This window comes from Paraburkholderia fungorum, assembly GCF_003610895.1.
GTDB classification, from domain to species: domain Bacteria; phylum Pseudomonadota; class Gammaproteobacteria; order Burkholderiales; family Burkholderiaceae; genus Paraburkholderia; species Paraburkholderia fungorum_B.
In genome coordinates this window covers 149,361-170,326 of the sequence record NZ_MCAS01000010.1, presented here as the reverse complement: position 1 = coordinate 170,326, position 20,966 = coordinate 149,361, and the positions used below count along the sequence as shown (strand labels likewise).

At 64.0% G+C, this 20,966-nt stretch carries 21 protein-coding genes; 14 read left to right on the top strand and 7 right to left on the bottom strand.

Annotated elements, in window-relative coordinates:
• Positions 1-5: 5 nt before the first annotated feature.
• The 4 genes from BCY88_RS11925 to BCY88_RS11905 form a co-directional block, all read right to left on the bottom strand.
• On the bottom strand, positions 6-1,076 hold the full coding sequence (locus tag BCY88_RS11925) for a homocysteine S-methyltransferase family protein (protein WP_120344436.1): 1,071 nt from the start codon (positions 1,074-1,076) through the stop codon (positions 6-8).
• A 284-nt stretch (positions 1,077-1,360) separates the two neighbouring features.
• Entirely contained in the window at positions 1,361-1,618 is a 258-nt protein-coding gene (locus BCY88_RS11920) for a BTH_I0359 family protein (RefSeq protein WP_120344435.1), read from the bottom strand.
• A gap of 433 nt (positions 1,619-2,051) precedes the next feature.
• Entirely contained in the window at positions 2,052-3,368 is a 1,317-nt protein-coding gene (locus BCY88_RS11910; RefSeq protein WP_120344434.1) for a DUF3108 domain-containing protein, read from the bottom strand.
• Between the two features lie 163 nt (positions 3,369-3,531).
• On the bottom strand, positions 3,532-4,428 hold the full coding sequence (locus BCY88_RS11905) for an IclR family transcriptional regulator (protein ID WP_120344433.1): 897 nt from the start codon (positions 4,426-4,428) through the stop codon (positions 3,532-3,534).
• Between the two features lie 171 nt (positions 4,429-4,599).
• On the opposite strand from BCY88_RS11905, the gene BCY88_RS11895 reads away from it, so the two are divergent.
• From BCY88_RS11895 to rfaE2, 6 genes are all read left to right on the top strand, one after another.
• Positions 4,600-5,583, top strand: coding sequence for a fumarylacetoacetate hydrolase family protein (locus BCY88_RS11895; RefSeq protein ID WP_120344432.1), 984 nt, complete (start codon positions 4,600-4,602; stop codon positions 5,581-5,583).
• Positions 5,584-5,859: 276 nt separating this feature from the next.
• A complete protein-coding gene (locus tag BCY88_RS11890; protein WP_120344431.1) occupies positions 5,860-7,077 on the top strand; it encodes an ABC transporter substrate-binding protein in 1,218 nt (405 codons plus the stop codon).
• Between the two features lie 106 nt (positions 7,078-7,183).
• Positions 7,184-8,080, top strand: a complete 897-nt coding sequence (locus BCY88_RS11885; RefSeq protein WP_120344430.1) for an enoyl-CoA hydratase/isomerase family protein — start codon at positions 7,184-7,186, stop codon at positions 8,078-8,080.
• Between the two features lie 191 nt (positions 8,081-8,271).
• Positions 8,272-9,069 (top strand): PhaM family polyhydroxyalkanoate granule multifunctional regulatory protein, encoded by a 798-nt coding sequence (locus tag BCY88_RS11880; RefSeq protein ID WP_120344429.1) that lies wholly within the window; start codon positions 8,272-8,274, stop codon positions 9,067-9,069.
• A gap of 597 nt (positions 9,070-9,666) precedes the next feature.
• On the top strand, positions 9,667-10,539 hold the full coding sequence (locus BCY88_RS11875; RefSeq protein WP_028198988.1) for a ferritin family protein: 873 nt from the start codon (positions 9,667-9,669) through the stop codon (positions 10,537-10,539).
• Between the two features lie 125 nt (positions 10,540-10,664).
• Complete coding sequence (gene rfaE2, locus BCY88_RS11870; protein WP_120344428.1) at positions 10,665-11,147, top strand: D-glycero-beta-D-manno-heptose 1-phosphate adenylyltransferase; 483 nt, start codon at positions 10,665-10,667, stop codon at positions 11,145-11,147.
• 87 nt (positions 11,148-11,234) lie between these two features.
• Here rfaE2 and BCY88_RS11865 read toward each other — a convergent pair whose 3' ends face one another.
• The 3 genes from BCY88_RS11865 to BCY88_RS11855 are packed head-to-tail and all read right to left on the bottom strand — an operon-like array spanning position 11,235 to position 13,245.
• Positions 11,235-11,474, bottom strand: coding sequence for a hypothetical protein (locus BCY88_RS11865; RefSeq protein WP_120344427.1), 240 nt, complete (start codon positions 11,472-11,474; stop codon positions 11,235-11,237).
• A gap of 53 nt (positions 11,475-11,527) precedes the next feature.
• The gene (locus BCY88_RS11860) at positions 11,528-12,343 is read right to left on the bottom strand and encodes a type III pantothenate kinase (RefSeq protein WP_120344426.1); all 816 of its coding nucleotides are present in this window, start codon (positions 12,341-12,343) and stop codon (positions 11,528-11,530) included.
• Positions 12,340-13,245 carry a biotin--[acetyl-CoA-carboxylase] ligase gene (locus BCY88_RS11855; protein WP_120344465.1) on the bottom strand — a complete coding sequence of 302 codons (906 nt, stop codon included), beginning with the start codon at positions 13,243-13,245 and terminating at the stop codon, positions 12,340-12,342. The genes BCY88_RS11860 and BCY88_RS11855 overlap by 4 nt, the downstream gene beginning before the upstream one ends.
• A 106-nt stretch (positions 13,246-13,351) precedes the next feature.
• Here BCY88_RS11855 and BCY88_RS11850 point away from each other — a divergent pair, with 106 nt between their 5' ends.
• The 8 genes from BCY88_RS11850 (at position 13,352) to BCY88_RS11815 (ending at position 20,957) form a co-directional block, all read left to right on the top strand.
• On the top strand, positions 13,352-14,485 hold the full coding sequence (locus BCY88_RS11850) for an MlaE family ABC transporter permease (RefSeq protein WP_120344425.1): 1,134 nt from the start codon (positions 13,352-13,354) through the stop codon (positions 14,483-14,485).
• Complete coding sequence (locus BCY88_RS11845; protein ID WP_120344424.1) at positions 14,482-15,360, top strand: ABC transporter ATP-binding protein; 879 nt, start codon at positions 14,482-14,484, stop codon at positions 15,358-15,360. The genes BCY88_RS11850 and BCY88_RS11845 overlap by 4 nt, the downstream gene beginning before the upstream one ends.
• A gap of 16 nt (positions 15,361-15,376) precedes the next feature.
• Positions 15,377-16,351, top strand: a complete 975-nt coding sequence (locus tag BCY88_RS11840; RefSeq protein ID WP_120344423.1) for an MlaD family protein — start codon at positions 15,377-15,379, stop codon at positions 16,349-16,351.
• A gap of 34 nt (positions 16,352-16,385) precedes the next feature.
• A complete protein-coding gene (locus BCY88_RS11835) occupies positions 16,386-17,012 on the top strand; it encodes an ABC-type transport auxiliary lipoprotein family protein (RefSeq protein ID WP_120344422.1) in 627 nt (208 codons plus the stop codon).
• 31 nt (positions 17,013-17,043) lie between these two features.
• A complete protein-coding gene (locus BCY88_RS11830; protein ID WP_120344421.1) occupies positions 17,044-18,201 on the top strand; it encodes a VanZ family protein in 1,158 nt (385 codons plus the stop codon).
• A gap of 216 nt (positions 18,202-18,417) precedes the next feature.
• Positions 18,418-18,741, top strand: coding sequence for a (2Fe-2S) ferredoxin domain-containing protein (locus BCY88_RS11825; protein ID WP_120344420.1), 324 nt, complete (start codon positions 18,418-18,420; stop codon positions 18,739-18,741).
• Between the two features lie 8 nt (positions 18,742-18,749).
• Positions 18,750-19,394 (top strand): alpha/beta hydrolase, encoded by a 645-nt coding sequence (locus BCY88_RS11820; protein ID WP_120344419.1) that lies wholly within the window; start codon positions 18,750-18,752, stop codon positions 19,392-19,394.
• A gap of 333 nt (positions 19,395-19,727) precedes the next feature.
• The gene (locus tag BCY88_RS11815; protein WP_120344418.1) at positions 19,728-20,957 is read left to right on the top strand and encodes a D-alanyl-D-alanine carboxypeptidase family protein; all 1,230 of its coding nucleotides are present in this window, start codon (positions 19,728-19,730) and stop codon (positions 20,955-20,957) included.
• Positions 20,958-20,966: the final 9 nt, after the last annotated feature.

Genomic DNA, 20,966 nt, shown 5'->3' with positions numbered 1-20,966 from the left:
CTCAGTCAGGCCGCGTCGCGGTATTGGGTCGGCCATTGGCGCGGCTTCACTTCAGCCAGCGCCTTGGCAATCGCCGCGATATGCTCGGGTGTCGTCCCGCAGCAGCCGCCGGCGATGTTCACGAGGCCTGCCTGCGCGAACTCCTTCAGCAATCCCGACGTATCCGCCGGCAATTCGTCGAAGCCTGTATCGCTCATCGGATTCGGCAAACCGGCGTTCGGATAGCACGACACGTAAGTGTCACAGAGCTTCGCCAGTTCGGCGATGTACGGGCGCATCAGCGCCGCGCCCAACGCGCAGTTCAAACCGAAGGTGAGCGGTTTGGCATGACGCAGCGAGTTCCAGAAGGCCTCAACGGTTTGCCCCGACAGAATCCGGCCCGATGCATCGGTGACGGTGCCCGAGATCATGATCGGCAGGCGCTCGCCGGTGTCTTCGAACAGCTCGTCCAACGCGAACAGCGCAGCCTTTGCATTGAGCGTGTCGAAGATCGTTTCGACGAGGAACAGATCGCAGCCGCCGTCGAGCAAGGCCTTGGCCTGCTCGTAGTACGCCGTGCGCAGTTCATCGAACGTCACGTTGCGCGCGCCCGGATCGTTCACGTCAGGGGAAATGCTCGCGGTCTTCGGCGTCGGTCCGATCGCGCCGGCCACAAAGCGCGGCTTGTCGGGCGTCGAGTACTTGTCGCAGGCGGCGCGCGCCAGCTTCGCCGATTCGAGGTTCATCTCGATGGCGAGGTCTTCCATCCCGTAGTCGGCCTGCGCAACCGTGGTGGCGCCGAACGTATTGGTCTCGATGATGTCCGCGCCAGCAGCGAGATACTGCTCGTGAATCTCGCCGATGATCTGCGGCTGCGTGATCGACAGCAACTCGTTGTTGCCCTTGATGTCGCGCCCATAGTCCTTGAAGCGCTCGCCGCGATAGCGGGCTTCGTCGAGCTTGTAGCGCTGGATCATCGTGCCCATCGCGCCGTCCAGAATCAGGATGCGCGACTTGAGCAGCGCGGGCAGCGCCGTGCCGCGCGTATAAGCGGCGTCGGGACGGACTGGCGTGGCGGATTGAGCAGGCTGGTTCATGGCGGACGAGGGCTTGCGCCGGCTTTTTCGGGAAACCTGTCATTGTAGCCGCAGTGGGGCGGTTCCGCCGGGCGCGGGCCCGGCGGCCGGGGAGCGTGCTCCGCGGTAACGGTGGTCGTTGGGGAAAACGAAACAACGGAAACAAATGACGAAAACAAAACGGCCCAGTCAGGTGAAAGCCTGCTGGGCCGCATTATTGCTGCTGACCGACTTGTAAGGGCCGCCGGCTATGCCGGTCGGCGCGGTCGATGGTTGTCGCCAAACCGTTACGTCAAACCCTTCGGTTAGTGAAGAATCACCGGTTGATGCATCAGGCTGTCGAATTGCCCGAGGAATTCGTCGACCTCATCCAGTGACGGTTCCTCTTCGATCAGTTTTTGCACGTGCTCGCGAAAGCTCGCTGCCATTGCACCGTCTATGTAGATTTCGCGCTGCATGTTCTTGTCCACGATCTCATAGCCTCCTGATTTCATGGCCAGCGGGCCTTCCTGCGGCGGAAACTCGACGACACAATAGTTGGGGCTGTTATAGATCATTTGCATGGCGACACTCCTTATTTCCGTTGGCTCCTGGCCATTCCTGCGCCATAGGTGGAGCTTGTGGTGTGGAATTCAAGGGGTGGGTCCGGATTGACGCTTGTGAAGTTCCGAACCTACCGGTTAGACCGGCTTTCCAAGAAACGTTTCAAGCAGTGCAGCAAAACGGTGAGATTGTTCGATGGGTGCGAGACAGGCGGCATCGGGCAGTTCGAACGGTGCGCCTTCCACGGCGTCTGCTATTGCCTGCGTTGCAGCAGGAGACGTGCCCGATCGTGGCGGTCCGCCACCCCGTCAACGCCGGGCGACATACGGTTCCCAGCTTACCCCGTAGAGCGAAATCGCGCAGGGCTTCGAACGCCATGACGTAGCCTTCTGACAACGTAAGTGTTAATTCGTCATGAAAGTTTGTGCAGCCTGTTCGAGACCCTGCTCGAGCTCAGGGCTTTTCGGGCAGATTGCCAGGTGCGGTCGAATCGACCGGCGAAGCCGCGCCGGGTTCGGGCGTGGTGGTGGGTGCGTCGGTCGTGGGCGGCTGATGTGCCGGTGTGCTTGCAGAAGGCACGCCGCTGCTATCGGTGCCATTGGTTTCACTTGTGCCACTGGTGCTGTCGGCCGGGGCGCCGGTATCGTCTGCATTGAGCTTGCCGCGCCATACGAGTTCGAACTGCGTGCCGTTCGGCTCGGTCTGCATGATTCGCGCGGGCAGCCAGCCGAGCGACGGCGCGAGCCATACGTCGATGCGGCGCAGATCGCCATCGTGGCGAGGCAATCGTTTGAAGTGGCGTGTTTCGAGGTAACCCTGCGCGGTGCGGATCGTCTCGTCGCCAATCGTCTCGACGGGCCAGTTCTCGCCGCTGTCGTTATCGACGACGAAGAATTGCCGCGTCACGCCCGGCTTGTAGGCGGCAGGGTCGCCACGCACGAGGCTGGCAAGTTGCATCACCATGCTGAAACGGTCTTGCGCGCCGTCGGGCAGCGGCAGCGCTGCCGGCGTGCGCGTGAAGACGATCATTTTGTCGGTGCGATTGAAGATCGCCACGTCTTCCGGACGGCGGCCGCGCTTTTCGATGTACTGATCCGGAGCGAGCCCGAATGCGTCGATGCGGCCATGGCTCGAATACGTGAACGCGCCGACAAAGGGCAGCGGCACGGTAACGATCATCTCGTAGCTTTGCGCGTTGCTGGTCCAATGGATTGTGCCAGGCTGGTTGCGCACGCCGTTGTAGAACGTGTCGTACTGCAGTTCCCCGGACGGCGGAACAGAGAATTTCACGCCCGTGGCAGCTTTAGGCGCGCTGGCGGCGGGAGCACTGGCCGTAGCGGCGGCGGTTGCATTCGCATTCGCATTGACTGCCGCACTGGCGGGGCTCGTTGCGCCTGCTTCGCTCGCGGCTGCATCCGATGCTGCCGCGACCGCCGCTGCCTGCTTCGCCGGTTGCATTGCTGTCAGCACGTGTTCGCGCGGTTTGCTCGCAGCGGCCTTGTGCGCGGGCGCTGGCGCCGCGGCTTTGGGCGCATCGGCGGCGGGATTGCGCTCGATACGCTCGGGCGTCAGCAGGGCGACCTGCACGGGGACATGCTCGTTGTCCGATGGATTCAGCGTGGCGCGATTGCGCTCGACCCATTGCGCGGCAATCCAGTGCAGGACGGCCACCACAAGCAGCACCACAAGCCATCGCCATACCCGCACACCGGCTCGCGGCCCGGCGGGCGGCGTGCGATCAGTGTGGCGTGTGGCAGAAGGTGAGGACATGGACGAATGAATGTGAACGGGCCGACGGTGACAGGATAAGCGAGGGGCAGGTGCGGCCTCCCTGCCTGGCGATTACGGCGCACGCCGCTACGGCTCAATACCGAACGGGCCGCGCAGGGTTTCGACCACCCGCCTGAGAACGATGTTCCTGAACCCAGCGCGATCAGCGTGGCGTCGCACTATACCCGAGCTCGTACGAGAGTTTTTGCGCACATTCGCGCAGCGCCTTATCGATTTCGCCGCCCCAGTGGATATCGAACGCGCCTTCATGGCCGAGTGCGACGAGGCCGAGCGCGAGATCGCCGGTCGAGTCGAACACCGGCATGCAGAACGCGTGGATGGTCGGCAGCAGCATGCCTTCCACGCGCGCCGCTTCGTGCTGCCGCACTTCCGCCAGCGCCCGCTCGACCTCTTCCGGCGTGCGCGGGCCGCTCATGTGCGACGAGCGCCGCGAATCGGCCAGTTCGCGCTCCAGCATCGCCGCGGTTTTGCTCGACGGCAGATAGGCGGCAAACAGCAGGCCGGTGGCGGAACTGAGCAGTGGCATCACGTCGCCGAGCTTGAGCGACGCCTTGGCGGGATGGCTCGACTCCATCCAATGGACCATCGTAGGGCCCTGATTGCCCCACACCGCGATGCCCACGGTCAGATCGAGCCGGTCACGCAGCTCGGCAAGCGCGATGCGCGCGAGCTTCACGCCATCGACGCGCGCCAGCCGCGCAAGCCCCAATTGCAAGGCGAAGCCGCCCAGTTCGTAGCGGCCCGACAGCGGGTCCTGCGCCACCACGCCGAGGCGCAGGAAACTCACCAGATAGCGGTGCGCTTTCGCCGGACTCATGCCCGCACGCTGGGCCAGATCGCGCAGCATCATTGCGCGTGGTTCGTGGGTCAGCACCTCGAGCAATCTGAAGCCGACTTCGATCGACTGGATACCGGAGCGCAGTTTTTCCTCGCCGGCCTCGATGCTTTCGTCGTCGGATTCGGGCGCGCCGTGCGGTTCGAGCGGTTCAGCGGAGTCAGGGTCGGTACGGATCGCGCCGGAGCGGGCAATTGGAGGCATGAGCGAGGCGCATGGAGCGCGTTTAAAAGACCGTGAGAAAAGAATAGGGCTGGACCCGGCAGGCGTGCCGCGCGGGTTGCGCAAACCGCCGCCGGGCGCGGGCACTTGGGCCGCGCCGATTCACCATCGTAGAATAGATTCCTTCTATCGTCACTAACGGTTCACTCCTCTATGAAACTTGCCACGCTGAAGGACGGCACGCGCGACGGGCAACTGATCGTCGTGTCCCGCGACCTGCACACCGCAGCCATCGCCGACGCAATCGCGCCCACCATGCAGCGCGTGCTCGACGACTGGGCCTTCTACGCGCCGCAACTGCAGGACCTGTACGACGCGCTCAACCAGGGCCGCGCGCGCAATAGCTTCCCGTTCGACGCGAAGGAATGCATGGCGCCACTGCCGCGCGCGTTCCAGTGGGCCGACGGTTCGTCGTACGTGAACCATGTCGAGCTGGTGCGCCGCGCGCGTGGGGCGGAAATGCCGCCGGAATTCTGGACCGATCCCCTGATGTACCAAGGGGGCAGCGACGACTTCATCGGCCCGAAAGATGACGTGCTGTGCGCGTCCGAAGAATTCGGCATCGACTTCGAGGCGGAGGTTGCCGTGATCACCACCGACGTGCCGATGGGCGCCACTCCCGATCAGGCGCTTCGTAGCGTGCGTCTGGTGACGCTCGTCAACGACGTGTCGCTGCGCAATCTGATCCCCGCCGAGCTCGCGAAGGGTTTCGGCTTTTTCCAGAGCAAGCCGGCCACGTCGTTCGCGCCGGTGGCGGTGACGCCCGACGAACTCGGCGAGAGCTGGCGCGAAGGGCGCCTGCACCGGCCGATGATCGTTCACTGGAACAACAGGAAGGTCGGCCAGCCGGACGCCGGCACCGACATGGTGTTCCACTTCGGCCAACTGATCTCGCACGCGGCGAAAACGCGCAATCTGCGCGCCGGCGCGATTGTCGGCTCGGGCACGGTGTCGAACAAGGACGCGAAGCGCGGCTATTGCTGCATCGCCGAGAAGCGTTGCCTGGAGACCATCGAGCACGGCGCGCCGCAAACCGAGTTCATGAAGTTCGGCGATACCGTGAGAATCGAGATGTTCGACGAAGCAGGCAAGTCGATTTTCGGCTCGATCGAGCAGGGCATCGCGCCGCTGGACTAAGGCGTGAGGTCGATGAGCCGGGGTTTTGCGCGGTCCGCGGCATCCGGACCGTGCGGGTCTGTGCTGTGGCGTCTACGAAAGGGTTTCGCCCGATGCCGACGTCACAGCGCGCCGCTACACTGACTGGCGCATTGGCGGCCTCGGGGTCGCGGCAGGGCGCCGGCTTGCGAAGCCACCGCGAAGCAGCACGTGAGCAGGGCACAGGCAATACAGAAGCAAAATACGAGCAGCACATCGGCAGTACATCAAAACGAAAAACCGACGTGAGGAGACAGCATGCCGCGATTTGAATCCCTTGAACGAGGAACCTGGCGCGCTCGCGCATCGAGTGTGCGAACACCATCGCCGCGCGGGCTTGCCCGTCTTGCCGCAGCGCTAACTGCCGCGTTGCCCGCCATCGCTCTTGCGCAGGTGAAGATCGGCCTCGTGCTGTCGCTCACCGGGCCGGCCGCGTCGCTCGGTATTCCCGCGCGCGACACCGTCGCGCTGCTGCCCAAACAGATCGGCGGGCAGAGCGTCGAATACATCGTGCTCGACGACGCGTCCGACACCACGCAGGCGGTGCAGGACACCAAGAAGCTGATTTCCGAGAATCACGTCGACGCGATCATTGGGTCGTCGATCACACCGAATTCGCTTTCGATGATCGATGTGGTTGCCGACGGCGACACGCCGATGATCTCGCTCGCCTCGTCGGCGAAAATCATCGAACCCGTGGATGCAAAACGCCGCTGGGTATTCAAGACTCCCCAGACCGACGCCATGATGGCCTCGGCGATCGCCGCGCACGCCAGCACGCACGGCGTCAAAACAATGGCGTTCATCGGCCAGGCCGACGCGCTCGGCGAAACGTTCTATACCGAAGTCGCCAAATTCGCGCAGTTGCATCATATCGACATGGTGGCGAGCGAGCGCTTCAATCGCACCGATCCGAGCGTGACCGGCCAGGTCCTGAAGATTCTCGCCACCCACCCGGATGCGGTGGTGGTCGGCGCGGCCGGCACGCCCGCCGCGCTGCCGCCGAAGACGCTCAGGGAACGCGGCTACAAAGGTCTGATCTATCACAATCATGGAGTCGGCAATAACGACTTCCTGCGCGTGTGCGGCGCCGATTGCAACGGCACGTTCCTGCCCGCGAGCCCGGTGCTGGTCGCCGCGCAATTGCCGGTGGATCATCCAGCCAAACGTCTCGCGCTCGACTACATCGCGCGCTTCGAGGCCGTGCGCGGACCGGGCAGCGTGTCGGCGTTCGGTTCGTACACGTGGGACGCCGGCATGCTGCTCGGCAATGCGATACCGATCGCACTCAAGGTGGCTGCACCCGGCACACCGGAGTTTCGCCGGGCGCTGCGCGACGCGCTGGAAGCAACGCGTGGTCTCGCGGACACCAACGGTGTGGTCAATATGAGCGCCACGGATCACCTCGGGCTCGATCAACGGGCACGTGTGATGGTCGAAATCAAGAATGCGAAGTGGGTTTATCAACCGAATTGAGTTTGCGCGAGGTTCGCGCCGATAGGGCGCGAACCAGGCCTAATGGGCTGAATGTGCCCTGAAGGTGATGGTTTCAACAGCTGCACCGATAGACGGATTGCTCACCATGTCTCAGGCACCACACAGTAACGACGCGTTCTACGCGCACTACCAGTCGCTGCAATTGCACCGTCATCCACACGGCGTGCTCGAAGTCGTGATGAGCGGCGAGGGTGCGAACAGGAGCGGGCTTGCCACCGCCAATGCGCGGATGCACTTCGAGCTCGCCGAAATCTGGCGCGATATCGATCGGGACCCCGAAACGCGTGTCGCGATCATTCGCGGTGAGGGCAAGGGCTTTTCGGCCGGTGGCGACCTGCAACTGGTCGAAGACATGGCGACCGATTTCGACGTCCGCGCGCGGGTCTGGCGTGAGGCGCGCGATCTGGTCTACAACGTGATCAATTGCAGCAAGCCGATCGTTTCGGCGATGCACGGTCCGGCGGTCGGTGCGGGGCTCGTGGCAGGCCTGCTCGCCGACATCTCGATTGCTTCGAAATCGGCGCGCATTATCGACGGCCATACGCGGCTGGGTGTTGCCGCGGGCGATCACGCGGCCATCGTCTGGCCGCTTCTGTGCGGCATGGCGAAGGCCAAGTATTACCTGCTGCTGTGCGAACCTGTGAGCGGTGAGGAGGCCGAGCGGATCGGCCTCGTGTCGCTCGCCGTCGACGAAAACGATCTGCGGCCCAAAGCATTCGAAGTCGCGCAGAAACTGGCGAACGGTTCGCAAACGGCGATCCGGTGGACCAAGTATGCGTTGAACAACTGGCTGCGCTCGGCCGGCCCGGCGTTCGATACGTCGCTGGCGCTGGAATTCATGGGGTTCGCCGGGCCGGATGTGCGCGAAGGCGTGAGCTCGCTACGCGAGCGGCGCGCGCCGGATTTTGGCGGCGCGGACCCGTGGAGCGGGCGGCCGAGACGGACACCGGGCGGCGGCGCTTCGGGCGGTGAGCACTCCTGAAACCGCTGACGGGCGCGTATCGCGCGAGGCCTCATCGGTCCGCGTTTGAGACGCCGCGCGAGTGGGGCCGCCGGCCCCACGGGTAGCCGCCCAAACTCGGCGCGGTGTGGGTCGCCCCGCGCGGTATGATCGAATCAGACGCGTCCGGGATGGCGCTATTTCTTCCCCTTTTATGCAGCGAGGCGACAAGCATGACCGATACACCTGGCACCACGCCGCCCTTTCCTGGCTTCCCCGGTTTTCCGCCCGCTGAAATGCTGGAACGCATGTGGGGCATGATGCGTCTCTCGCCGTTCAGTTCGGCGTTCTCGGGCGCGCAGTCGGGCAGCAGCCTCGGGCCGTCGCTGTCGATGATGTCCGACATGATGGCGCCACTGACCAACGTCGAGGAACTCGACAAGCGCATCACCGATATGCGTGCGGTCGAGCAGTGGCTGAAGCTCAATCTGAACATGCTGCAGTCCGCCATTCAGGCGCTCGAAGTGCAGCGCGCCACGCTCGCGACGCTGCGTGCGTTCGGCGCATTCGCGCAGTCGTCGATGACGCAGCCGGCTTCCGCAAGTGCCGCGCCGAGTCCCGCGCCGGCCGGCTGGCCGCATCCGGAGGCGGCTTCGAATTCAGCTTCGGCTTCGGACCATGCGAGTTCATCGTCAGCCGCCGAGCCGGCAACTGACGAGAACGAGGCGGCCACCACGCCGCCGTTCGACGCCTCCGCCTGGTGGAATCTGCTGCAGTCGCAGTTCAACCAGATCGCCCAGTTTGCGATGACGCAGCCCACTAACGCAGCCTCCGCGGCGGCCGGTTCGGCGCCGGATTCGCCGGGCGTGGCCGAAGCGCCGGGTGAGACCGCAGAAGCAGGCCACGCCACCAAGCGGCCGGCGGCGAAGCGGGCCGCGCCGTCAAGCTCGACCTCAACCTCAGCTTCGGCGGCCGCGAAGCCTGCAGGCAGTGCGGGCGCAACGCCGCGCACGAGGAAGAAACCCGTTTGACGGCAGGCATGAACCCGGGCGATGCAATTCATGCGACAGCAGTGCAAAGCCCGGCGGATTCGCGCTGCAGTGAGGCAAATTCGCCACATGTCATGGTTTTGACCTCGATCGTCGGCCACACTCCGCGAATCGGGCCGTTGAATCGGGCTCTTTATTGAGAGAAGTCAACCCGGCGCCAGCGTCGCATCTGCTGGTGCACGGGATCCGTAAAGTCAGCGTGCTATCATTGTGTAAGCTTCATTTGGCTTTTGGGCGTGCGCTGAAAACAACCAATCCAGCCGCCCTCGCTCCATTCGTTGCCGGTATCCCCGGCGCAGGGCTGGACGGTGCGGATTCATCGCAGACTGGCTCGACCTCAGGCATAGGGTATCCCTCACCCACGGTTGGCCGCGTAGCGCGTAACTTCTGGTTAGCGGCGCCGCGCAAACGGCTGGACTTCTTTGCTGCCCAATGCATCTAGGCGGCCGATTACCGCGTAAAATTGAATGCTTGGCCGATAAACGGCGCACAAAGCGGTGCGTTTCGTTCGTCGTCAGTAAAAGTGCTACATGTAGTAGTGACAGACACAGACAGTATGCGCAGAACAGGGGTGGGACTATGAACACCATGCTTTATCCGGAACTTTATAAATCGCTCGAATCCGTTCGATGGGACATGGAGAAAGACATTCCCTGGGACAAGTTCGATGCATCGCTATTGACCGACGAGCAGGCCGCGACGATCAAGATGAATGCGATCACCGAATGGTCGGCATTGCCCGCCACGGAAATGTTCCTCCGTGACAACCATCACGACAGCGATTTTTCCGCGTTCATGAGCGTGTGGTTCTTTGAAGAACAGAAGCATTCGCTGGTGCTGATGGAATATCTGCGCCGCTTCAAACCGGAAATGTGCCCGACCGAAGAAGAACTGCACGCCGTGCGCTTCGAATTCGACCCGGCGCCGCCGCTCGAAACACTGATGCTGCACTTCTGCGGCGAAATTCGCCTCAATCACTGGTATCGCCGTGCTGCCGAATGGCACACCGAACCAGTCATCAAGGCCATTTACGAAACCATTTCGCGCGACGAAGCGCGTCATGGCGGCGCTTATTTGCGCTACATGAAGAAAGCGATGGTGCAAACCGGCGACATCGCGCGTGCTGCGTTCGCCAAGATCGGCGTTCTGATGGCATCGGCGCGCCGCACGGAAAAGCCGCTGCACCCGACCAACCTGCACGTGAATCAGGCGCTGTTCCCGCGCGACACGATTCAATCGCGTCTGCCGGATCCGGAATGGCTCGAGCGCTGGCTCGACGAACAGATCCGTTTCGACGACGGCTGGGAAAAGAAGGTGGTGGAACGGATCCTGCACAACCTGTCGATTCTGTTCGAGCGCACGTTCAACACGGCGCAAGAGTTGAACCGCTATCGCAAGGAAGTGGTCGCGCGTCTGCAGGCCGATCAGAAATCGGCTGAACAGCCGGCTTGATGGCTTAGCGCAGACGCTTCAAGGTATCAGGAATGGCCCGGCAGGCGTGAGCTTGCCGGGCCATTTTGCTTCATGCCGTTCGACGTGTATCGTGGCGGCACTTCTTTTTTCTTCGCGACTCCATCATGGCCGCCACTTTTGAACGCAAGATTTTTACGCGCGACGCGCTGGTGAAGCTTCGCGCTGCGATGCCCGCACCGGTTGTATTTACCAACGGGGTATTCGACATCCTGCATCGCGGGCATGTGACTTATCTTGCCGACGCCAAAGCACTCGGCGCCTGCCTGATTGTCGGCGTCAATAGCGACGCGTCCGTGCGCATGCTAGGCAAAGGGGACGACCGGCCGATCAATAGCGAGGCCGATCGGATGGCTTTGCTCGCGGCGCTGGAGAGCGTCGACTACGTGGTGTGCTTCGGCGAGAAGACGCCCGTGGAACTGATTTCGGCGGTGCGGCCCGACGTGCTCGTCAAAGGCGGCGACTACGACATGGACGTTCTGCCCGAATCGGCCATTGTGCGAGGATGGGGCGGCAAGGCTTTGGCGATCCCTTTCGAGCATGAGCGCTCGACCACCGCGCTATTGAAGAAGGTTCGCGCGCAAGGCTGAGGCGTTTGTCCGGATCTGGGTGGCGCTTTTTTCTTCGCCGAAGTTAAGCGTAGTGCCGGAGGCCGCGAGCCGTCTGGCGCCGCTTCCCTACTGCGGCAGCGCCGATGCCGCGATCGGCGCCGCCGGCACCGGGCCGCCTACGACCGCCTGGTCAGCGGCTTCGGCTGCCGTTAAGGGTTGCACCTTCAACCACTCCGCGTGGAGCTGGCGATTCAGGTGATTCGGCTCGCGGTTGCCGGCTGTGGGCGTCGGGCCGAATACGCCGCGCATCGCGACGAATGCCAGCATGTTGGCAAGAAACAATATGGCGATCAGCCAGCGCAGCATTGTTCGTATTCCCGGTCGATGAGTTCAGCCGCCGTTATCCATATGGCCGCGGCTCAGGCGCCGCCTGCCAGCGTGCCTTCGGCGGCAATGAGCGCAAGCCCCGACAGCACCAGCGAATCGTGGCGAGTATGCGGCACTTTTAGCGCACTTGTCACTTCGTCCACGGCACCGCCGCTGACCACGAGGCGCACCGGCACCTGCCATTCGTCCTGCAAATCGCGCCACATACGTTCGATCAGACCGGCTTGCGCCAACGTGCACCCGGCCGATAGCGAGCGTGGCGTATCGGTCGCGAAGAACGGGCCCTGGCGTTCCCGGCGGGACGTGGCGTCCGTGTCGAGCAGGCCGCGCGCCGCGTTGGCGTCGAGCGTCGGCAGTTGCGCGGTGTGCTCGCCGAGCGAGCGCATCATCAAGGTCCATCCCGGCGCGATCAGGCCGCCGACAAAGCAGCCGTCCGCACGCAACGCTTCAAGCGTGGTCGCGGTGCCGAACGTTGCAATCAGCAGATTTTCACCGGGAAACGCCGCGTGCGCGCCAATCAGACCGGCCCAGCGGTCACTGCCGAGCGCATTCGGCGTGGTGTAGCTGTTGGTCACGCCGCATTGCTGTGCGCAGGCGCGGATCGTCGTGCGCGGCAGTTGCGGCCAGTGAGCGTCGAGGCGCGCAGCAATCCACGCCGCGACAGCTTCGCCTGCCACGTTCGATATCCATGCACTGCCCGGCGTCGGCAAACCCGGCCAATCAGGCTGGTCGGCACCGCCGTGCGCGAGCGCGCCGGCGGCGATTTGCGTGCCGTCCGGCTGTACCAGCGCCCACTTGATGCGGCTATTGCCTGCGTCGATCAACAGATAAGGCGCGCTGCTCGTCATGCAGCACCGTCGGCCAGACGCAGCGAGACGTCACCGGTCGCCACGGTCAGGCGGCCCGCCGCCGTGTTGAGCAACAGTTGCCCGCGTTCGTCGACCCCTGCGGCCACGCCGCGAGCCAGTTCCTGGCCTTGCTCCAGTAGCACGACTTCGCGGCCTGCGTAGGCGTGCACGGCGTTCCAGCGCGCCTGGAAGGGTGCGAAGCCGTCAGCGCCGAAGCGCTGCAACGCGGGTTCGAGCGCATTCAGTTCCGCCGCCAGCGTATCGGTGAGGTTCGCGTTCGGCAGCGCGCGTTGCAGCGCGGTCGGCACGGTGCCGCGCGCTTGTGCCGGAATGTTGGCGTTGAGCGCGCTGACTTTGGTGGCGAGTTCGTCCGCACCCTTCACATTGGTGCCGATGCCGATCACCACGGCGCTTGCGTCATCCGTGCTCCACGCGGTTTCGATCAGGATACCGGCGAGCTTGTCGCCTTCGAGCAGGACGTCGTTGGGCCACTTCAGCGCGATCTGCCCGGGGCCCGCGACCGGCAGCGAGCGCAGCCCGTCGACCAGCGCCACGCCCACTGCGAGGCTCAAGCCCGCCAGCCCTTCGAGCGGACGCGGCAACACGCAGGCGACCGAAAACAGCAGCGCATTGCCCGGTTCCGCATACCATGGACGGCCACGGCGGCCGCGGCCTGCGGTTTGCAGATACGCGACCCGCACGATCGGCCGCGGCAGCGCGCCGGCTTTACGCGGCAACGCCTTGACGCGCGTCATCAGGTCGGCGTTGGTCGAGCCGGTTTCCTCGACGATCTCGATCGGCCAGTCATGCGCATGCGGACCGAATAGCGCGACGGCGCGCTCGCGGTCGATGCGCCAGTCGGAAGCCGGAGCGGCTTGGGGTGGGGTCTTGGAGGCGTTCATGAACCATATTGTAGCGACAGCGAACGCTGCGAGCCCACGGGCACAGTTCATCCGCCGCGCCTTCGTTACAATGACCCCTAATCCGATAACCAGATTGCAGCGATCCTTGAACTACGACACTCCGCCCGGCCTTGAAGTCGCGGCAGGCAGCCAAGGCAAGATCGTCCGGCTTTCGGGCCAGTGGACGGCGCTCGCGCTCGCACGCGACAAGGCCACCGGTCACGTGATTCCCCTGCTGCGCTCGCTGATCGGCGCTGAGGGTATCCGTGAGTGGGACCTGTCGCGTATCGACCGGATGGACCACGTCGGCGGCCAGGCATTGTGGCGCGTGTGGGGCCACAAGATGCCGCCGGACACCACGCTCACCGACACGCAACGTGACATTTTCGAGCGTATCGCGCTGCTCGACACGGCGCGCGAAAAGGTCGAGCCGGTAGTCAAGGTCGATCCGTTCACCCGGCTGGGTCTCGCGATATTCTCGTTCTTCGAGCATCTGTACGGCGGGTTCGGCATGCTCGGGCAGGTCGTGATCGATCTCTTCGCGATCCTGCGCAAGCCGAAAATCACGCCATGGACCGAAATCTCCGCGAACATCTATAACGCCGGCACCAAGGCGTTGCCGATCACCGCGCTGGTCGCGTTCCTGATCGGCATCGTGCTGAGTTATCTGTCCGCGCAGCAACTGCGGCTTTTTGGCGCGAATCAGTACATCGTCAATATCCTCGGGTTGTCGGTGATTCGCGAATTGGGGCCGGTGCTGTCGGCGATTCTGGTGGCGGGCCGCTCGGGTTCCGCGATTACCGCGCAGATCGGCGTGATGCGTGTCACGGAAGAACTCGACGCCATGCGCGTGATGGGCATTCCTCACGGTCTGCGGCTGATTCTGCCGCGCGTGGTCGCACTCGGCGTGGCCATGCCGCTGCTCGTGATGTGGACCAACATCATCGCGTTGACGGGCGGCGCGCTTGCCGCCAAGGTCGTGCTCGGCATCGACATGAGTTATTTCGCGCGCGCGTTGCCAGGCGTCGTGCCGGTCGCGAATCTGTGGATCGGCCTCGGCAAGGGCGTGGCGTTCGGCATGCTGATCGCGATTGTCGGCTGTCACTTCGGTTTCCGTATCAAGGCCAATTCGCAAAGCCTGGGCGAAGGCACGACGACCTCGGTGGTGACCTCGATCACCATCGTGATTCTCGCGGACGCGGTGTTCGCGATCCTCTTCCAGAACGTGGGGCTAGGATGATCGCGCCACTCACCCAGGCCGTACGCGGCCAACCGATGCCTGAGATCGCGGAGCCGGTAATCGAGGTGATCGACATCACCAAGCGCTACGGCCGCAACATCGTGCATCAGCATCTCAATTTCGATGTGCGGCGCGGCGAGATCGTCTCGATCGTCGGCGGCTCCGGCTCGGGCAAGACCACGCTGGTGCGGCAGATTCTCGGCCTGGAGCGGCCGTCGTCGGGAACCATCAAGCTGTTCGGCGAGGACATTTCCACCATTGCGCCCGAAACCGCGCTGCTCATGCGCAGCCGCTCCGGGATGCTGTTTCAGCGCGGCGCGCTGTTTTCGTCGCTCTCGGTGTTCGATAACGTCGCGCAGCCCTTGCGCGAACTCGGCAAGATACCTGAGGACCTGCTGCGCGACATCGTGATGCTCAAGCTCGAGATGGTCGGCCTGCCGTGCAAGCACGCGTCGAAGATGCCGTCGGCGCTCTCGGGCGGCATGATCAAGCGCGTGGGTATCGCGCGCGCCATCGCGCTCGAACCCGAACTGCTGTTTCTCGACGAACCGACCGCCGGTCTCGATCCGCAGGCGTCCGACGAATTTGTCGAGCTGATTTCCGCGCTGCATCGCGCGCTCGGTCTGACCGTGGTGATGGTCACGCACGATCTGGACACGATGATCGCGCTGTCCACCCGCGTCGCCGTGCTGGCGGATCGCAAGGTGCTGGTCGCGGCGCCGGTTGAAGAGGCCGCGGGTGTCGATCATCCTTTTATCCGCGAATATTTCCTCGGCCTGCGCGGGCGTCGCGCGCTGCAGGCGCTGCCACCGGAACGCCGCGCCAAATTGCCGCGCGCCGCGCTCGAATCGGCATCGTCCGAATTGCCGCTGTGAACCAGGGAACCTGACAATGGAAAACAAATCACATGCCTTCTGGGCGGGGCTCTTCACGGTGGTCCTGCTGGCCACGATAGCGGTGGCGGCTTTCCTGTTCAACGTCGACCGTTCTGTGCGGGTGCCGTACGACCTGATCGCGCGCACCAACGTCACGGGGCTCTATACCGACGCGGCGGTGCGCTATCGCGGGCTCGACGTCGGCAAGGTGCAGTCGATCAAATTCGACCGGGATCATCCGGGGCAGATTCTGATCCGCATCCTCGTCGACACGCACGCGCCGATTACGCATTCAACGTTCGGCAGCCTCGGGTTCCAGGGTGTGACGGGTATCGCCTTCATCCAGCTGGATGACAATGGGCGAGATCCGACGCCGCTCGCCTCGTCGGTGAAAGATGTGGCGCAATTGCCAATGCGGCCGGGTTTGCTCGATCAGCTGCAGCAGCGCGGCGATGTCCTGCTGCGCAAACTCGAAAAAGTCACCGACGACGTCGACAATCTGTTGTCGCCGGAGATGGTCAGCCAGTTGCAGGGCACCGCAGCGAGTCTTCAGAAGGCCGCCGACGGTGTCGCCACGCTGACCCAGCAGATGGCGCCGGCGGCCGGCAAGCTGCCCGCCACGTTGAACACACTGGATCGCACGCTGGCCTCGACCAATGAGCTGATCACCAGTCTGAATCGCCCGGACGGGCCGTTCGAGACCAACCTGAACAAGGTCGGCACGGCAGCGCAGCAAGCCGGGGACGCGCTGGTCTCGATGGACAGTTCGATCCAGGACTTGTCGGCGCGCGTCGGTTACGACACGCTGCCGCGCGTCAATTCGCTTGCCGAAGACGTGCGCTCCGCGGCCCGTTCGGTGGACCGCGCTGCCGACACGTTCAGCACGAATCCGCGCAGCGTGCTGTTCGGTGCGCCGAGGGCGGCGCCAGGCCCTGGCGAAGCCGGTTTCACGTGGCCCGCTGCCCGTGCCGCCGCGCACGCTGCCCAATGAAATGATCTGAAGGTTTTGAAGAAGGAACATGGTTATGTCACGCTCGATTCATCGATTGTTGTCCTCGAGCGCCGCGCTTGCGGTGTTGCTCGCGTTCGGCGTGCTGGCTGCCGGCTGCGCCGGTACCCCCGCGGCGATCTCGGACATTCGCTACGACCTTGGGCCGCCGAATCCGGCGGCCTCGGCCGGCACGCTGCCGGTGGTGAAGGTGCTCGATGTCACCGCGCCCGAGAATCTCGATTCCGACAAGCTGATTTACCGGCTCAGCTACGCCGACGCGCAGCAGACGGCGTCGTACGCGAATAGCCACTGGACCATGGCGCCGTCACAACTGCTGACCCAGCGTCTGCGTGGCGCGCTCAGTTCGCGTGGCACCGTGCTGACTGGCGCCGACGGTGTGCATGCCCCGGTCCTGAAGGTCGATCTGAGCCAGTTCGAACAGGTCTTCGATAGCCAGTCGGAAAGCCACGCGGCGGTTACCGCGCGCGCCACGTTGACGCAAAACGGCAAGGTGATCGGCCAGCGCACCTTTATCGCGCGCGCGCCGTCCAGTTCGGCGGACGCCGCCGGCGGCGCGCAGGCCCTCTCCGCGGCCAGCGACGATCTCGTCGCGCAGATCAGCGCATGGCTCGGCGTGCAGGCGCTGGTCGCCGCGCAATGACCGGCATGCAGCGCACGCAACGGAGCGCTGCATGAGCGTCAAACCCTGGCAGCGCCGCCCGTCGGCGCTTGCCCGGCAGGCGTTGGGGCTGTACGCGGCGCTGATCGTCTACGGTTCGTGGTATCCGTTTTCCGGCTGGCGTTCGCTCGGCCTCGCGCCGTTTGCCTATCTGTCCGATCCCATGCCGCAGTACCTGACGGCCTTCGATGTCGTCACGAATGTGCTCGGCTATATGCCGTTCGGCGCGCTGGTGGTGCTCGCGGTGTATCCGCGCTGGCGCGGTGCGCTGGCGGTGGCGTTGGCCTTCGTGCTCGGCGGATTGCTGTCGGGCGTGATGGAAGCGGTGCAGACCTATCTGCCGACGCGCGTCGCGTCCAACCTCGATCTGGCCGCCAACGCGCTCGGTGCGCTGCTCGGTGCGGCGATCGTGTCGCCGGCCACCGGTGCGTTGCTCGATCGCGGCTTGTTGCGGCGTTTGCGGCTTCTCTGGTTCGAGCGCGACTCGGCCGCGCTCGCGTGTCTCGTCGCCTTGTGGCCGTTCGCGACGATGTATCCGGCGCCCCGCCTGTTCGGATTGGGTAACTGGCCACGCGAGCTCTGGCTGCGTTTCGATTCGACGACGCAAGATGCGCTGCTCGCGTGGACCCCCGCGGCGTGGCACGTCGGCGCGTGGCCTGCGCTGGTGGCCGCATGGCTGCCGGACGACGGGTGGGAAACCGTCATCACGACGCTCAATCTGTTCGCGGTCCTCGCGCTGGCTTCGCTGCCGGTGCGCCGCCATGCACCGCTCGTGCGGCTGTTGATCGTGTTTGTCGCCACGACCTTGTGTGTGAAGGCGGGCGCGACGTTTTTGCAATCGCAATCCGGCCTCGCCTTCGACTGGGCGACGCCCGGCGCAATGGCGGGGCTCGTGTGCGGCAGCGGCGCGGCGCTCCTCGCGCTGCGGCTGCGGCGCAGGTCGCGTGCGGCGCTCGCGGCTGGCGCCCTCACGGTGGCGCTGGTGCTGGTCAATCTGCTGCCGGTGAATCCGTATTTCGATGCCGTGCTGGCCGACTGGCGCCAGGGCCGCTATCTGCACTTCAATGGTCTCGCGCACTGGATCGCGTGGATCTGGCCATATGCGGCGCTGGTGTGGCTCGCCTATCTCGTCGAACAGGTGTGGCTCAGGCGGCGCGTGAAGCACGCATGAAGCGGGGGCGGCGGCTGAGAGCTGCCCGAACAGGTGGCGTGAGGCAGTTGCCTGAGACTTGCGCAAGGCGCGCTGCAAACCCGGCCGGGCCGCGAGCCGTTGTCCGCCCATGGTTCGGCGACCGCCAGCCCCGCTCGCTATAATCGTCCGCACAACAGGCGCGCCGCAGCGCTAACAGCGTCACTCTCCACTCTTACAGTCTCGCCTCCGGACATCATGGATTCCTTCTACAAGTACCACGTCTTCTTCTGTCTGAATCAACGCGATCCTGGCGCGGAGCGCCCGAGCTGCGCGAATTGCAACGCGCAGGCGATGCAGGAACACGCAAAAAAACGCGTGAAGCAACTCGGCCTCGCCGGGCCCGGCCAGGTGCGTATCAACAAGGCCGGCTGTCTCGAGCGTTGCGAACTCGGCCCGGCGCTCGTCGTGTATCCGGAAGGCGTCTGGTACACGTATGTCGACGAGAACGACATCGATGAAATCGTCGATTCGCACCTTGTGAACGGCAAGATCGTCGAGCGTCTGAAAATCGATCAATAAGCTTCGCCATGAACGTACATACACAGAAATATCTGATCGACGGCCCGGTCGGCAAGATCGAGGTCGCGCTGGATCTGCCCGACGAAATGCGTGAAAACGGCGCCGCGCCGCGCGGTATCGCACTGGTTGCGCATCCTCATCCGCTATTCGGCGGCACGATGGACAACAAGGTCGCGCAGACGCTCGCGCGCACGCTCGTGCAATTGAATTACGTGACGTACCGCTCGAATTTCCGCGGCGTTGGCGAAACGCAAGGCGAGCACGATGCCGGCATTGGCGAGCGCGACGATCTGCGCGCCGTGCTCGACCACATGCGCGCGCAAGCCGGGCAGGGCGATCTGCCCCTCGTACTGGCGGGTTTTTCGTTTGGCACCTTCGTGCTGTCGCACGTGGCGGCGAAGCTGCGTGAAGAAGGTCAGGCGATCGAGCGGATCGTGTTCGTCGGCACGGCGGCAAGCCGTTGGGAAGTCGCACCCGTGCCGGAGAACACTCTCGTGATTCACGGCGAAACCGACGAGACCGTGCCCATTCAGTCGGTTTACGACTGGGCGCGGCCGCAGGAATTGCCGGTCGTCGTGATTCCGGGGGCAGAACATTTTCTGCATCGCAAGCTGCACATCCTGAAGCGGATCATCGTCGACGCGTGGCGTTGATGAGGTGTGAGGAGCGGCATCGCGCGCGTTTTCCGGGGTACAGGTATGTGCAAACGCAAATTAATCGCCGCCCTTTGCTCCGAGATATCAGGATAGCGCGCGTATAATGAGCGCTCTTTTTTGGGCGCAGCATCGCCCACCCGGCAGTTCGCGCGACGCGTAGCCTGTTTCTCGCGCGCAGCGGTGCCGGATGCGAGGCGTGCTGCGCGAACCGATCGCGTGGCCGGAAGTCCAACGGGCGCCGCGCCGTTTTTTACGGCCTGACGCTCGCCGACCGGCTCCTCCAAACTATGCGCCCTGCGCGCGATGTATTTTTCCGCACGAATCGACCCTATGCGTTTCTCCCTCTCCGGCCGCACGTCATTCCCGTCAGTTTCCTCGTTTGTTCCCCATACGCTTAGCCGTGCCGTGACCCTCGGCATCGTGCTGCCGGCAACGCTCGTTGCCAGCACGGCGTTCGCGCAGGTGCCGCCGCCCGCGGTCAACGCGCGCTCGTGGGTGCTCGTCGACGCCACCAGCAATCAGGTGCTCGCGTCCGGCAATGCAGACGAACGCGTCGAACCGGCTTCGCTGACCAAGCTGATGACCGCGTACCTCGTCTTCGAAGCACTGCAGACGAAGAAGATCACGATGGACCAGACGGTGATGCCGAGCGAAGCGGTGCGCCGGGTGAAAACCGACGAATCGCGCATGTTCATCGAAGCGAACAAGCCGGTGACCGTGCACGATCTGGTGTACGGCATGATCATCCAGTCGGGTAACGACGCGGCGATCGCGCTGGCTGAACTGGTCGGCGGCAGCGAGGCGCAGTTCGTCAACATGATGAACACCGAAGCGCAGAAGCTCGGCATGGCGCACACGCATTTCGCCGACGTGAACGGCATGCCCGACCCGCAGCACTACACCACGGCGGGCGACCTCGCGGTGCTGTCGGCGCGTCTGATCCGTGACTTCCCCGACTACTACAACATCTTCTCGGTCAAGGAATTCACGTACAACAAGATCAAGCAGCCGAACCGCAACCGTCTGCTGTGGATCGATCCGACCGTGGACGGTCTGAAGACCGGCCATACGCAAGCGGCAGGCTACTGCCTGATCGCGAGCGCCAAGCGTTCGCTGCCGGGCACCACCGACGGCTCGCGCCGTCTCGTCTCGGTGATGATGGGCGAGACCAAGGAACACGACCGCGTGCAGGACAGCCTGAAGATGCTGAACTACGGCTACACCGCGTATGACACGGTGCGTCTGTACAAAGCGAATCAGGTGGTGGGCACGCCGCGCGTCTACAAGGGTGCGCAGGATACCGTGCAGATCGGCGTGAAGGGCGATCAGTACATCACCGTGCCGAAGGGCATGGGCGACAAGGTGAAGCCGCAGATCGAGCAGATCGATCCGCTGATCGCACCGATCGCGAATGGTCAGCAGGTCGGCACCGCCAAGCTCGTGGCCGATGGCAAGGTGCTGGCCCAATTCCCGGTGGTCGCGTTGCAAGCGGTGCCGCAAGCCGGCGTGGTCGGCCGCGTGTGGGATTCATTGATGCTGATGTTCAACAAGAAGAAATAAGAGCCTGAT

Coding starts and splice junctions, on each gene's coding strand:
- BCY88_RS11925 (WP_120344436.1), bottom strand. CDS start 1,076: ATGAACCAGCCTGCTCAATCCGCCACGCCAGTCCGTCCCGACGCCGCT.
- BCY88_RS11920 (WP_120344435.1), bottom strand. CDS start 1,618: ATGCAAATGATCTATAACAGCCCCAACTATTGTGTCGTCGAGTTTCCG.
- BCY88_RS11910 (WP_120344434.1), bottom strand. CDS start 3,368: ATGTCCTCACCTTCTGCCACACGCCACACTGATCGCACGCCGCCCGCC.
- BCY88_RS11905 (WP_120344433.1), bottom strand. CDS start 4,428: ATGCCTCCAATTGCCCGCTCCGGCGCGATCCGTACCGACCCTGACTCC.
- BCY88_RS11895 (WP_120344432.1), top strand. CDS start 4,600: ATGAAACTTGCCACGCTGAAGGACGGCACGCGCGACGGGCAACTGATC.
- BCY88_RS11890 (WP_120344431.1), top strand. CDS start 5,860: ATGCCGCGATTTGAATCCCTTGAACGAGGAACCTGGCGCGCTCGCGCA.
- BCY88_RS11885 (WP_120344430.1), top strand. CDS start 7,184: ATGTCTCAGGCACCACACAGTAACGACGCGTTCTACGCGCACTACCAG.
- BCY88_RS11880 (WP_120344429.1), top strand. CDS start 8,272: ATGACCGATACACCTGGCACCACGCCGCCCTTTCCTGGCTTCCCCGGT.
- BCY88_RS11875 (WP_028198988.1), top strand. CDS start 9,667: ATGAACACCATGCTTTATCCGGAACTTTATAAATCGCTCGAATCCGTT.
- rfaE2 (WP_120344428.1), top strand. CDS start 10,665: ATGGCCGCCACTTTTGAACGCAAGATTTTTACGCGCGACGCGCTGGTG.
- BCY88_RS11865 (WP_120344427.1), bottom strand. CDS start 11,474: ATGCTGCGCTGGCTGATCGCCATATTGTTTCTTGCCAACATGCTGGCA.
- BCY88_RS11860 (WP_120344426.1), bottom strand. CDS start 12,343: ATGACGAGCAGCGCGCCTTATCTGTTGATCGACGCAGGCAATAGCCGC.
- BCY88_RS11855 (WP_120344465.1), bottom strand. CDS start 13,245: ATGAACGCCTCCAAGACCCCACCCCAAGCCGCTCCGGCTTCCGACTGG.
- BCY88_RS11845 (WP_120344424.1), top strand. CDS start 14,482: ATGATCGCGCCACTCACCCAGGCCGTACGCGGCCAACCGATGCCTGAG.
- BCY88_RS11840 (WP_120344423.1), top strand. CDS start 15,377: ATGGAAAACAAATCACATGCCTTCTGGGCGGGGCTCTTCACGGTGGTC.
- BCY88_RS11835 (WP_120344422.1), top strand. CDS start 16,386: ATGTCACGCTCGATTCATCGATTGTTGTCCTCGAGCGCCGCGCTTGCG.
- BCY88_RS11830 (WP_120344421.1), top strand. CDS start 17,044: ATGAGCGTCAAACCCTGGCAGCGCCGCCCGTCGGCGCTTGCCCGGCAG.
- BCY88_RS11825 (WP_120344420.1), top strand. CDS start 18,418: ATGGATTCCTTCTACAAGTACCACGTCTTCTTCTGTCTGAATCAACGC.
- BCY88_RS11820 (WP_120344419.1), top strand. CDS start 18,750: ATGAACGTACATACACAGAAATATCTGATCGACGGCCCGGTCGGCAAG.
- BCY88_RS11815 (WP_120344418.1), top strand. CDS start 19,728: ATGCGTTTCTCCCTCTCCGGCCGCACGTCATTCCCGTCAGTTTCCTCG.